Source organism: Variovorax paradoxus (assembly GCF_902712855.1).
Taxonomy (GTDB): Bacteria; Pseudomonadota; Gammaproteobacteria; order Burkholderiales; family Burkholderiaceae_C; genus Variovorax; species Variovorax paradoxus_Q.
Genome location: NZ_LR743508.1, coordinates 482929 through 495941 on the forward strand (window position 1 = coordinate 482929; position 13013 = coordinate 495941).

Genomic DNA, 13013 nt, shown 5'->3' on the forward strand with positions numbered 1-13013 from the left:
GTCAGGCGCGCTTCTCGGCGTCGAGGAAGGCCGCGGTGAAGCCGCCGAACTCCTGCGCATCGACACGGCCGTTGCCGTCGCCGTTGCGGTCCATCAGGTGCAGCAGCGCCTGCGAGGTCTGGCTGCCCGAGGTCGCGCCGTTCGTGGCCGCAAGGCCCTTGAGCAGTTCGTTGCGCGAGATGTCGCCGCTCCGGTCGGTGTCGAGCCCGGCCTGGATCTGGTTCTTTTCCTGCTGCGTGGCGCCGAGTTGCGCCAGCAGCCGCTCGAAGTCGTCCTTCGTCACCGACGGGTCGGCAACGGCCGGCGACTGCGATGCATCCAGCGGCGCATCGAGCCGCCGCATCGTCATGGCGATGCCCTTGCCTGCGAAGTCGGCGAGCACGCGCGCGTCGGCGCTCAGCACGACCTGGGTGGAAGCCGCCGGCCCGGCGGCCGTACCGGCGTCCGCACCGCCCGCGAGCAGGCCCGCCAGGGACTGGCCGGCCTGCGCGGTGGACGCCGCCTTGCCGCCGTAGGGCGACTGCATGGCGGTCTGGAAGTACTGGAATGAATTGACAGGTCTCATCGGCAGGTTCGCTCCATGGGTCATGGTGGTCGGCGAAGCAGGAGTGCTTCGCATCGCGCCGGACCTTATCGCGCGCCCTGCGCTTCCGATTCGCCGAACAGAGCGGCTTCGCCGGATTGACTGTGCGCGAACCTGCCCGCTCTTTCGCCGCTGTGCGGCGCCGTGCAAACCGCGATGCATATTGGATCAAGGCGCAATCCGGCCCGCGTCTTATGGTCCGTACCCGAGCTTCGGCTCTTCGTCCCGGACCTCATGACAGCAGCCCTTGCCTTCCCAGCCGCCGACGCCACGCAGGCCCGGCCCGAGGTCCGCTGGCGATTCGGCCCCTTCATCGTCTGGGAAACGCAGCGCCGCATCGAGCGGCTCGGCGAGGCGGTGCGGCTGGGCTCGCGCTCGTTCGAACTGCTGCTGCAGCTGGTCAAGCGCGTGGGCGAAGTGGTGAGCAAGGACGAACTGCTGTCCACCGTGTGGGCCGGCGTGGTGGTCGAGGAGGCCAGCGTGCGCGTGCAGATGTCCGCGCTGCGCAAGGCACTGGGGGAGCCGGACGAGAACGACGACTGCGTCGAATGGATCTCGAACATCCCCTTGCGCGGCTACCGCTTCAACGGCGCGGTGCGCCGCGAGGTGTCCCACCCCGCCGCGCGGGACGCGGCACCGGCCGAGGCGCCGCGTGCGCCGGCGTTCACCAGGCTGCCGGTGCGGCTCACGCGCCTGATCGGACGCGAGGCCGACGTGTTGCGCGTGCTGGCCGCGCTGGAGGGCGGCCGCCTCGTCACCATGGTCGGGCCGGGCGGCATGGGCAAGACGCGCGCCGCGATCCGGGCGGCGGAGTGCCTGCAGGCGGAACGGTCCATGCAGACGGCCTTCGTCGATCTCTCGACACTGGTCTCGCCGGACCACGTGCTGGGCACCATGGCGCGCGCACTGGGCGCGCCCGCGGATGCGCCCGACACCATGCAGACCATCCACCAGCGCCTGGCCGGCCGCGATGCGCTGCTGCTGGTCGACAACTGCGAGCACGTGGTGGACGCGCTGGCGCCGCTCATCGACGGCCTGCTGGCGGCACTGCCGAGGCTGCGCGTTCTCGCGACCAGCCGCGAGGCGTTCCGCATGGAAGGCGAGCATGTGCTGCGTCTCGCGGCGCTGGCGGTGCCCGGCACGGAGCAGCTGACGCTGGCCGAGGCCGTGCAGTCGCCCGCCGTCGAACTGCTGGTCGAGCGCGCCCAGGCAGCAGGCTCGCGCGCGTTCGAGGACCGCGACGCGCCGCTGCTCGCGCGCATCGCGCGGCAGGTCGACGGCATTCCGCTGGCCATCGAGCTGGTGGCGGCGCGGCTCGGCGTACAGTCGATCGGCGACCTCGCGCTGCGGCTGAACGACCACATGCGCCTGTACTCGGTCGGCAACGGTGCCGTGCTGCCGCGGCACCGCACGCTCGCCGCGGCGCTGGACTGGAGCATCGCGCTGCTGAACGACGCCGAGCTGCAGCTGCTGCGCCGGCTGTCTGTCTTCCGCGGGCGCTTCGACGTCGAGTCGGCGCTGCGCATCGCCGATGGGCGCATGGACGCGGAGGCCGCATTCGACGCGCTGATCTCGCTGGTGAACAAGTCGCTGGTCGCGTTCGACAACAACGACGGGGTCGCGCCGTACAGGTTGCTCGACACCACGCGCGGCTATGCCGGGGCGCTGCTGTCGCGCAGCGGCGAGGCGCCCGCGCTGCAGCGGCGGCACGCGGACCTCATGCACGACCTCATGGGCACGGCGACCGCGCAGCTGGGCGAACTCGGCGTGCACGCATGGACCGAGCGCCATGCGCACCGCCTGGACGACGTGCGCGCCGCGCTCGATGCCTGCCTGGCGCAGCCGGACGATGCACACGCGGGCGCGGCGCTCACCATCGCCTCCGCACCGCTGTGGTTCCATGTCTCGCAGATCGAGGAGTACCGCGACCGGGTACGGTCCGCCATCGCCTGCGTCGAAGGCCGGCCCGAGCCCGATGCCGAGACGGCCGCCTGGCTGCAGGTGGCGCTGGCCAACGCGCTGTTCCACACGCGCGGCCCGAGCCCCGAGATGAACGAGGCCTGCGAGCGCGCGCTGGCGGGCGCGCTCTCGGTCGACGCCTTCGCACTCGAGCTGCAGGCGCGGTGGGGCATGTGCGTGCTGCTGGTGGGGCGAGGCGACCATGTGGCGGCGCTGCGGCAGGCGGAACGGCTGGCCGCCCTCGCCCGCACCACGCAGGACCCGACCACGCTCAACCTGTGCCACCGGATCGTCTCGCTGACCAGCCATTTCAGCGGCAACTTCGCCGCCGCGGCACACAGCGCCGAGGCCGCAATGCGGACCGGCGCCAGCGGCGTGCAGCGCACGCGCGGCAACGTTTTCCAGATCGATGCGCGGGTGGCGGCGCATGTGCTGCTGGCCCGCACGGTGTGGATACAGGGCGACGCCCCGCGCGCGCTCGAGGCGGCGCGGCGTGCGGTGGCGCATGCCCGGGCCGACGGCAACGCGATCTCGCTGTGCTTCGCGCTGTTCGGCGCATGCCCCGTCGCGCTGTGGTCGGGCGAGCTGGCCCTCGCGCGCGAATGGATTCCCCTGATGCTGGACGAGGCGCAGCGCCGCGGTTTCGTGTACTGGCACCGCTGGGCGCAATGCTTCTCGCTCGGCCTGGAGGCGGCGCAAGCCGAAGGCGAGGCACGCGAGCGCCATGTGCGCGAGGTGGCCGCACAGCTCGCGGGCTTCGCTGCGCCGCAGAAGGACATGCTCGTGACCCTCTGCGCCGACTGGTTCGACGACGAAATGGTGACGCGGGCATGGAGCGGCAGCGGCCAGTGGAATGCGGCGGAGGTGTGGCGCGCGGCCGGGCGGCGCAGCGAACGGCGCGGCCTGCCCGGCGAGGCCGAGGCCTTCTACACGAAGGCCATCGCGACGGCGCGGCAGCAGGGGGCGACCGGATGGGAGCTCCGCGCCGCGTGCAACCTGGCAAGGATGTGGCATCGCACGGGCCGCACCTGCGAATCGGTCGCGCTGCTCGGCGAGCTCTGCGGCAGGGCGGCTTCCTGCGGCGGCGGCCCGGGCCTCGCGCAGGCCCGCGCGCTGCATCGCGCACTGTGCCGGCAACCGGGCCGCGAGCCGAGCGCCGGACTGCGCCGGCCCGCGCACCCCCTCCAGAAGGGGGAGGAACACCTATCGCCGATACCCGGTGTCCGGATGCCGCTTCGTTCCTACCCTTGACCCCTCAGCACAGGCCGATCCGACGGAAGACACAGAGACATGGGCAATACCCCGACGACAAGGGACCGCACCCGCATCCACAGCCGGGCGCCGCGGATGCTGTTGCCGGCCGGGCAGGGCCGTCGCGCCATCGCGCATGGCGCCGCGCGGCCTCGACGAGACGCAGACGGACCGGCCCCACGGCGACTGCCGGCGTTCATCGTGCCCTGAGGAATGAGCAGGAGATGGCCGGCGCCCGCGTCACAAAAGGCAGCGCCGTCACGTCTGGAAGGGTGCAGGCCGCGGGCCCGCGCAGCGTTCAACCTGGACAGACCCCATGAATCCCACGGACGACATCGACGACATCAACGACGTGTTCACCGGCCTGCGCCCGCGGCTGCACGGCATCGCCTACCGCATGCTCGGTTCGAACGAGGAGGCCGAAGACGTGGTGCAGGACGCCTGGATGCGATGGCGCCAGACGGCCGGCGTCGCGATCGACAACGAAGAGGCCTGGCTGGTGTCGGTGGTCACGAACCTGTCGATCGACAGGCTGCGCAGCGCCAAGGTGGAGCGCGAGCACTACATCGGCACATGGCTGCCCGAGCCTGTGACGCCCGACGCATCGCCGTCGCCCGAGCAGATGCTGGAGAAGGTGGAGAACATCTCGATCGCCTTCCTCACAATGCTCGAGCGGCTGTCGCCCGAGGGCCGCGCCGCATTCCTGATGCGCGAGGTCTTCGCGGCGAGCTACCGCGACATCGCGCTCACGCTGGGCAAGAGCGAGGCCGCGTGCCGCCAGCTGGTGCACCGGGCCAAGGCGCAGATCCTCGAGAAACGCAGGCGCTACCGCGTGGCGCCCGAAGACCACATCCGCCTGCTGAAGGAATTCGCGGAAGCGGCGCAGCGCGGCGACTTCGCGGCGATGCGCTCGCTGCTGGCCGACGGCGTGGAGCTCATGGGCGACGGGGGCGGCCAGGTGCCGAGCTTCGCGGCCCCGCTCAGGGGGGCCGACCGCGTCGCCCGGCTCTTCTACGCCACCAGGCTGCGCTACGGCGACCGGGCGCGCATGCGGATGGCGCCGGTCAACGGCGAATGGGGCTTGCTGCGCTTCATCGACGGCACGCTCGAATCGGTGCATTCGGTCGAAACCGACGGCACGAGGATCGTGCGCATGCAGGTGCAGCGCAACCCCGCGAAGCTGGCCGCGCTGGCCTCGGTCCTGCGGCCCTAGCTTCCCTGGAGCCGCGGGCGCCGCGGGCGACGCGGGCGGCGCGGGCGGCGCGCCGGTCATAACAAACATTGACAGGCATTAACTGGCCCTTGTCCGGTTCAGCGCGCAGAGTTGTCGTCGTGAGGAGGCCATGCCGAGGCCTCCGTGAAACCGAGACGCCGCTCCATGACAAATTCCGCCCTGCCCTATCCCTCGTCCACACCGCTCGCGACGCGTGCCGACCCGCTCGCCTCCAGCTTCGCCACCAGCTACGCGGGCGTGGTCGCCTTCATCGCCGTGGTGACCGAAGGCAGCTTCGCGCGCGCCGCCGACCGGCTCGGCATCGGCCGCTCGGCGGTGAGCCGCAGCGTGCAGAAGCTGGAAGACCAGCTCAACGTGCGCCTGTTCACCCGCACCACGCGCAGCACCACGCTGACGCGCGAGGGCGACCTGTTCTACGCCAACTGCCACACCGGCGTGGACCGGATCGTGCAGGCCGTCGAGGAGATGCGCGACCTTCGCGAGGGCCCGCCGCGCGGCCACCTGCGCATCAGCTCCGCCGTCGGCTTCGGCCGCCGGGTCGTGGCGCCGCTGCTCGGCGAGTTCCGCGCGGCCTACCCCGACGTCTCGATCGACCTGCTGCTGAACGACAAGCCGACCGACTTCACCTCCGACCGCGTGGACATCGCGTTCCGCAACGGCCGCATGGAAGACGCGCAGATCATCGCCAAGCAGATCATCCCGATGCAGATGCTGGTCTGCGCCTCGCCGGGCTACCGCGAAGCGCACGGCCTGCCCGCCACGGTGGACGACCTGCTGCATCACCAGTGCATCAACTTCCGCACCGCCTCGGGGCGCGTCAGCGAATGGGAGTTCAAGGTCGACGGCCAGCAGCGCAAGCTGCTGCCGCCGTCGAAGCTCACCTACAACGACGCCGACCTCGTGCTGCAGGCCGTGCTCGACGGCCACGGCATCGCGCAGATGGCGGGCTACCTGATCTGCGACCCCCTGCGCGACGGCGCGCTGGTGCCCTGCCTCGCGCAGCACGTGCCCGACGACCACGGCCACTACATCTGCTACCTGAGCCGGCAGCACCTGCCCACGCGCATGCGCGTGTTCATCGACTTCATGACGACGAAGATCCGCGCGGCAGATCTGCAGTGCCTCACCGACCTCGGCGCGCGCGACTGAGCCTGCATTGGTGCAGCCCCGACAACAGCGTGAGTCCTTGCGCGGACCTACCGGCAGGCGCAGGCAAAACCTACGATGGATTCCACCATCAGCCCCCTCCACAGGAACCTCATGACGCTCTCGCAGAACCCCTCGCGGCGCAACCTGATCGCCACCGGCGCCGCCGTCGCCACCAGCACGCTGGCCTTCGGCATCCATGACGCCGCCGGCGCAGCCACATCCGCCCCCACTTCCAACCCCAAGAACCGGAGCCCCCGCATGACCAGCGACACCCTCACCACCAAGGACGGCACCCGCATCTACTACAAGGACTGGGGCAGCGGTCCGGTCGTCACCTTCTCGCACGGCTGGCCGCTCAACGCCGACGCGTGGGACGGGCAGATGCTCTTCCTGGCGCGCAACGGCTTTCGCGTGATCGCGCACGACCGCCGCGGCCATGGCCGCTCGACGCAGTCTTCGTCGAAGAACGACATGAACGGCTACGCGGACGACCTGGCCGAGCTGTTCGACGCGCTCGACCTGAAGGCCGTCTCGATGGTCGGCCATTCGACCGGCGGCGGCGAGGTGGCGCGCTACATCGGGCGCCATGGCTCGCGGCGCGTGGCCAAGGCGGTGCTCATCGGCGCGGTGCCACCGGTCATGCTGAAGTCGGCCGCCAACCCCGAAGGCCTGCCGCTGGAGGTGTTCGACGGCATCCGTGCCGGCGTGGCCGGCGACCGCTCGCAGTTCTTCAAGGACTTTGCGCTGCCCTTCTACGGTGCCAACCGCCCGGGCGCGAAGGTGTCGCAGGGCATCCTCGACCAGTTCTGGCGGTTGAGCATGCAAAGCGGCCAGCTCAACGCCTACGAGTGCATCAAGGCCTTCTCGGAAACCGACTTCACCGAGGACCTGAAGAAGATCGACGTTCCCACGCTCATCATGCACGGCGAGGACGACCAGATCGTGCCCATCCACGACTCCGCAAAGAAGTCCGTGAAGCTGATCAAGGGCGCCAGGGAAATCTACTACCCCGGTGCGCCGCACGGCCTCACCGCGACGATGCAGGACAAGGTCAACGCCGACCTGCTCGCCTTCCTGCGCAGCTGATCGACATGCCGGACCGTTCATCCACCACCATGGCCGGGTCATGCTGAACCTGCTGCTGCAGACCACCATCGAAGGCGACGCGGACGACTGGAACATCTCCCGATTCAGCCACCTGGCCGCGTTCCTTGCCCAATTGCGCGACAAGGACGGCGAACTCGCCTTCCGTGTCACGGCCCGCGACCGCGCACCGCGCGGCGCGCCGGACCCGATGCTGTCGACACTGCACGAATCGGGCGTCGACCAGCTCTGGCTGTTCGCCGTCGACGGCGGCGACGGACTGACCGAACAGGACTGCGCGAGCATCAGCCAGTTCCGCCGCCGGGGCGGCGCGCTCATGGTCACGCGCGACCACATGGACGTGGGCAGCTCGATCTGCAACCTGGGCGGCATCGGGGCCGCCCACCACTTCCACAGCCACAACCGCGAGCCCGACGAGAGCCGTCATTGCATCGACGACACCCTCGCGACGCACATCTCCTGGCCCAACTACCACTCCGGCGCGAACGGCGACTACCAGCGCGTGCGCTCGGTCGGCAGCATCCACCCGGTGATGCGCGACCGGCATTCGCCCACGGGCGTCATCCAGTACCTGCCGGCGCATCCGCACGAAGGCGTGGTGAGCGCGCCGGCGAACGACGCGAGCGGCCGCGTGGTTGTGGAAGGGCAAAGCGCGGCGTCGGGCCGGCGCTTCAACATCGCGGTGGCGTTCGAGCGCTCCGAGCACGGCGGGCGCGCCATCGCGCAGTCGACCTTCCACCACTTCGCCGACTACAACTGGGACCCGGCCGCCGGCTGTCCCACTTTCGTGGGCGAGGCACCGGGCGACGGCATCGCGCGATTCCCCGAAGCGCTGCGGTCGACGAAGCAGTACGTCAGCAATGTCGCCTTCTGGCTCAGCGCCTGAACACGCAATGGAGAGCACCATGCAGGACACCATGCGAATCACCACCGCCGACGGCGCCTTCGGCGCCTATGTCGCGCGGCCGCAGGCGGCACCCGCCCCCGCGATCGTCGTCATCCACGAAGTGTTCGGCGTCAATGCCGACATGCGCCAGTCGTGCGACGAGCTCGCCGCGCAGGGCTACCTTGCGATCTGCCCCGACCTGTTCTGGCGCATCGAGCCGGGCCTGTCGCTGACCGATCGCACGGAAGCCGAACGGGCGAAGGCCAACGAGCTGTACGCCGCGTTCGACCTCGATGCCGGCGTGCGCGACATCGCCGCCGCGATCGGCGCTGCGCGCGCGATGCCGGGATCGAACGGGCGCGCGGGCGTGGTCGGCTACTGCCTGGGCGGCCTGCTGACCTACCTGTCGTCCGCGCGTGCGGTGGTCGACGCGGCAGTGGCCTACTACCCCGGCAACGCCGACAGGCATCTGCAGGAAGCGGTCGGCATCGCCGGGCCGCTGATGGTCCATCTGGCGGAGGAGGACGAATACATTCCGTCCGACGCACGCCGGCAGATCGTCGCCGCGCTGAAGGGCCGCGCGCAGGTCGAGGTGCACACCTACCCCGGTTGCCGGCACGCCTTCGCAAGGCACCGCGGCATCAGCTACGACGCCCGGGCCGCCGCGCTCGCCAACGGCAGGACCGACGCGTTTCTGGCTCGGCACCTGAAGGCAGGCTGAGTCCCTTTCCTTCGCGCGGGCCGACAGAAAAAAAAAGCCGCCGGCGTCTTCGCGACGCCGGCGGCTTTCTTCTTTTCCACGCGCTTATTCGAGCGGCTTGTCCGATGGCGGCGTGCGCATGCCGACGGCCAGGCGGTTCCACGTGTTGATCGCGGCGATCGTCCAGCTCAGGTCGACGATCTCCTGGTCGCTGAACTGCGTCTTCAGCGCCTCGAAGGCGGTGTCGTGGTCGCCGTGCTGGTCGGCCAGCCGCGTGAGCTGCTCGGCCCATGCGAGGGCCGCGCGCTCGCGCTCGGTATAGAAGCCGGCCTCGCGCCAGGTCGACAGGCTGTTCAGCCTTTGCCAGGTCTCGCCGTGCTTGCGCAGGTCGCGCGCATGCATGTCGAGGCAGAAGGCGCATCCGTTGATCTGCGACACGCGCGTCTGCACCAGCTCCATCAGCGAGTGGCCCAGCGTGGACTTGGCGAGCGACATGTTGACGCCGGCCATCGCCTGGTAGGACTTGGCACCGATCTCGGTCCAGGGAAGTCGGGGTTGGTTCATGAGGTTCCTTCGGGAAGGGTTGTGAGAGGAAGGGGCTGCGTTGCAGCGGGCCGCCGCGGGGTGTTCCAGGCTGCCTGAGCCCACAATAGGCCCGCGCGGCCTGCGGCACAGCGGCCGTTGGTCCGGCGAAGGCCTCTCTCTTTGGCAGGGCACGCGACAGCGCGACAATCGGCGGCATCGCACCGCGCGCGCAACCCGATGGAGTCACCCATGCTGCGTCTCTATGACAGCCGTTTTTCCGGCAACTCGTGGAAGGTCCGCATCCTCCTGAGCCAGCTGGCCCTGCCCTACGAACGGGTCACGCTCGACATCCGCAAGGGCGAGACCCGCACCCCGGCGTTCCGGCGCATCAGCCGCTTCGCGCGCGTGCCGGTGCTGGTGCTCGAAGACGGCCGCCCTGTCGTCGAGTCGGGCGCCATCCTGCTGCACCTGGCCGAAGGCACGCCCCTGCTGCCCGGCGACCCCTACCTGCGCGCGGAGGTCATGGGCTGGCTGTTCTTCGAGCAGGCCGACCTGCAGAAGAACATCGCCACGCCGCGCGTGCTGCACCTGTGGAACGAAGCGCAGAGCAGGCAGCAGGACATCGCGCGCTTCCACGCCGAGGGCTACCCCGCGCTCGAGAAGCTCGAGCAATGGCTGCAGGACCGCACATGGCTCGTGGGCGACAGCTACACCATCGCCGACCTCGCGGCTTCCACCTACGTCTCGCTGGCCGGCGACGGCGGCTACGACATGGCGCGCTTCGCGGCCATCCGCGCGTGGGTGGCGCGCGTGCAGGCCCAGCCCCGCTGGGTGAAGCTGCTGCCCGACGAGGGCACTGCGCCCGCGACCTGAAGCCGCTCATCGTTCGGGTTTCCGGAACCGAGCGTGCAAGCTTTGGCGCCTTCTCACCCGCAGGCAAGCTCCCTACGATTCGCTGACGTTCAACGCGTTTGAACGCCGCCGATCGAAGATTTCTTGCTGCACCTGCCACGCAGGCCGATGAGAGGAACGTGATGATGAACACAGCTTCGCTGATGCAGATGGCCGCCGCCGCCCGCGCCGCCGTCCTCGACCCGAACCGCATCACCCTCGTGGGCGGCGCGGCAAGCCCTCGCTTCGAGCTGTTCCATGCGGCCAGCTCGCTGTGCTCGCAGAAGGTGCGCACCGTGCTGCGCGAGAAGGCGCTGCCCTACCGCTCCAACGACATGCGCATCCTGGGTTCGCTCGAGAGCGACGGGCTGGTGCCGGCAGAGCACTACAGCCCCGCATACATCCGCCTGCGGCTCGTCGCGGCGCGCGACCTGGACGTGCGGTACGTGAGCGGCTACAGCGGGCGCACGTCGGTCGAGTCCGAAGGCTTCGACCCCTGCGTGGTGCCGCTGCTGGTCGACCACGAGGCCGGGCGCGTGGTGGCCGACTCGCAGCGCATCTGCAGCTACCTCGACGCCGTGTCGCCCCAGCCGGTGCGGCTGATTCCCGACGAGCCAGGCGCGCGCGACGAAGTGATGCGCCAGGTCGGCATCGTCGACCGCGTGCCCAACGGCGCGCTGCTCTACGGCTTCCATCCAGACGCCGACCTGCGCCCGGAGGCTCTCAAGGCTTCGATGCGCACGGTCTATCACTACAAGGTGATGGCGCTCGAACGGCTGATTGCCGACAACGCAGCCGACGCCGCGCTGGTGGCGGCCTACCGCGCCAAGATCGCGAAGGAGCTCGGCGGCAAGCGCGTGTGCCACGACCCCGAGTTCCAGCGCGCGGCCCGCCACCGCATGGGCCAGCTGCTGATGGACCTCGAGCGCGACCTCTCGCAGCAAGGCTTCGGCTGCACCAATGGACACGCGTTCTCGCTGGCCGACGTGCTGTGGGGCGTGAACCTGGTCCGTCTCAACTACCTCGGCCTGTCGTCGCTGTGGAGCGAACTGCCCAACGTCACACGGTACTTCGACGCGCTGTGCCGGCGGCCTTCGCTGTGCGAGGAATCGATCCGCGCATCGGTCGGATCGATGCCGCATTCGCACTACATGGATGCGGTGGCGGATTGCATGAGCGAAGCCGTCGCCTGATTCGCGGCGCGGCGCCTGCCGCGTCCGTTGCCTGTCTTCATTCCCCGGTCGCGGCGTCCGTCATGCCGCGAGGGGCGGCTGCGCGTATCGCATGCCGCCCGACCCCGGGATTCCAACCGAGAGCCCTGCAGTGAACGCCCGTCAACCCTTCACCGCCATTCCCCGCGCCCCCGGCCTGCGCCGCGCCCTCGAGGCCCTGGCCGCGGGGCGCATCACGGTGTCCGGCCTGGTCGAGCAGGCGCTCGACGCCGCGGAGTCCGCGCAGCGTGCGCTGCATGCGTTCGCCGCCATCGACGGGGAAGGCGCGCTGCGCGCCGCCCGCGAGAGCGAGCGCCGCTACGCCGAAGGACGGCCGCGGCCGCTCGAAGGACTGGCCATCGGCGTGAAGGACCTGATCGACACGCAAGGCATCGAGACGAACTACGGCTCGGCCGCGTGGCGCGGCCATGTGCCCGGGGCCGACGCCGACGTGGTGGCCGCGCTGCGCGCGCAAGGGGCGATCGTCGTCGGAAAGACCGCCACGCACGAGTTCGCATGGGGCGTGACCACATCCAGCGACACCTTCGGCGACACGCTGAACCCGCTGGACCGCACACGCATGCCGGGCGGCTCCAGCGGCGGCGCGGCCGCGGCCATTGCCTACGGCGCTGTGGCGGCCGGGCTCGGCACCGACACCGGCGGCTCGGTCCGCATTCCCGCAGCGCTGTGCGGGGTCGTGGGCTTCAAGCCCAGCCACGGTGCGCTCTCGACGCGCGGCGTGTTTCCGCTGGCGCCGTCGCTCGACCATCCGGGCCTGCTCGGCGAGACGGTCGACGATGTGGTCATTCTTGCCGGTGCGCTCGGCATCGCGATGCCGCCGCACGGCGCGCGCCTCGCCGCGCGAGTGGCCGTGCTGCGGAATTTCTCGCCGGTGCCTTCCAGCGCCGGCGTCGGCGCGGCCTTCGACGCCGCCGTTGCAACGCTGCGTGAGCGCTTCGGCTGCGAGGCGCTCGATGGCACCGGCCTGTTCGACGGCGTCTTCGAGGCGTTCGCGAACATCGTGCTGACCGAGGGCGGGGCCGAACACTTCCGGCGCAGCGACGCGAACCTCATCGCCGCGCACTATGGCCGCGAGACCATCGACCGGCTCGAACGCGCCAGGGCGATGACCCTGGGCGGCTACGCGCTCGCACAGCAGGCCCGGCGCGGCTTCACGGCCAGGCTGCACCGCGCCATGTCGGCGGCCGACTTTCTCCTGCTGCCGACGTGCCCGTGCACCGCGCCGCGGCTGCGCGAGGAAACGATATCGATCGGCAACTGGAGCGGCACCACGCGCGAAGCGCTCATGAGCGGCACCGCGCCGTTCAACGTCGCGGGCTTCCCCGCGATATCGATTCCGATCGCAGCCGCAGAGAACGGACTGCCCGCCGCGCTGCAGATCGTGGCGAAGCCCGGCCGGGACGGCGCGCTGCTGCAGGTCGCGCTGCAGATGGAACACCTGCTGCGCGCCGGCACCCACGCGCCGGCGGCACGCTGACCGACTACCACACGACAAAGGA

11 protein-coding genes are annotated in these 13013 nt (G+C 70.3%); 9 read left to right on the forward strand and 2 right to left on the reverse strand.

What is annotated here, in order from left to right; translation table 11 throughout:
* Nucleotide 1: 1 nt before the first annotated feature.
* Complete coding sequence (locus AACL56_RS28735) at nt 2–565, reverse strand: EF-hand domain-containing protein (protein ID WP_339093411.1); 564 nt, start codon at nt 563–565, stop codon at nt 2–4.
* Between the two features lie 252 nt (nt 566–817).
* On the opposite strand from AACL56_RS28735, the gene AACL56_RS28740 reads away from it, so the two are divergent.
* The 6 genes from AACL56_RS28740 (at nt 818) to AACL56_RS28765 (ending at nt 8887) form a co-directional block, all read left to right on the forward strand.
* Nucleotides 818–3793 (forward strand): ATP-binding protein, encoded by a 2976-nt coding sequence (locus AACL56_RS28740; RefSeq protein WP_339093412.1) that lies wholly within the window; start codon nt 818–820, stop codon nt 3791–3793.
* A 316-nt stretch (nt 3794–4109) separates the two neighbouring features.
* Nucleotides 4110–5006 carry an RNA polymerase sigma-70 factor gene (locus AACL56_RS28745; protein ID WP_339093413.1) on the forward strand — a complete coding sequence of 299 codons (897 nt, stop codon included), beginning with the start codon at nt 4110–4112 and terminating at the stop codon, nt 5004–5006.
* Between the two features lie 165 nt (nt 5007–5171).
* Complete coding sequence (locus AACL56_RS28750; protein WP_339093414.1) at nt 5172–6176, forward strand: LysR family transcriptional regulator; 1005 nt, start codon at nt 5172–5174, stop codon at nt 6174–6176.
* Between the two features lie 258 nt (nt 6177–6434).
* Nucleotides 6435–7262, forward strand: coding sequence for an alpha/beta hydrolase (locus AACL56_RS28755; protein ID WP_339095261.1), 828 nt, complete (start codon nt 6435–6437; stop codon nt 7260–7262).
* Nucleotides 7263–7302: 40 nt separating this feature from the next.
* A complete protein-coding gene (locus AACL56_RS28760) occupies nt 7303–8166 on the forward strand; it encodes a hypothetical protein (protein ID WP_339093415.1) in 864 nt (287 codons plus the stop codon).
* A 19-nt stretch (nt 8167–8185) separates the two neighbouring features.
* A complete protein-coding gene (locus AACL56_RS28765) occupies nt 8186–8887 on the forward strand; it encodes a dienelactone hydrolase family protein (protein ID WP_339093416.1) in 702 nt (233 codons plus the stop codon).
* Between the two features lie 84 nt (nt 8888–8971).
* On the opposite strand, the gene AACL56_RS28770 is transcribed toward AACL56_RS28765, so the two are convergent.
* A complete protein-coding gene (locus AACL56_RS28770; protein WP_339093417.1) occupies nt 8972–9430 on the reverse strand; it encodes a carboxymuconolactone decarboxylase family protein in 459 nt (152 codons plus the stop codon).
* 210 nt (nt 9431–9640) lie between these two features.
* On the opposite strand from AACL56_RS28770, the gene AACL56_RS28775 reads away from it, so the two are divergent.
* The 3 genes from AACL56_RS28775 (at nt 9641) to AACL56_RS28785 (ending at nt 12991) form a co-directional block, all read left to right on the forward strand.
* Entirely contained in the window at nt 9641–10264 is a 624-nt protein-coding gene (locus AACL56_RS28775) for a glutathione S-transferase family protein (protein ID WP_339093418.1), read from the forward strand.
* 161 nt (nt 10265–10425) lie between these two features.
* Nucleotides 10426–11475: a glutathione S-transferase family protein gene (locus AACL56_RS28780; protein ID WP_339093419.1), complete on the forward strand. Its 1050-nt coding sequence runs from the start codon at nt 10426–10428 to the stop codon at nt 11473–11475.
* Between the two features lie 130 nt (nt 11476–11605).
* Entirely contained in the window at nt 11606–12991 is a 1386-nt protein-coding gene (locus AACL56_RS28785; protein WP_339093420.1) for an amidase, read from the forward strand.
* Nucleotides 12992–13013 lie beyond the last annotated feature (22 nt).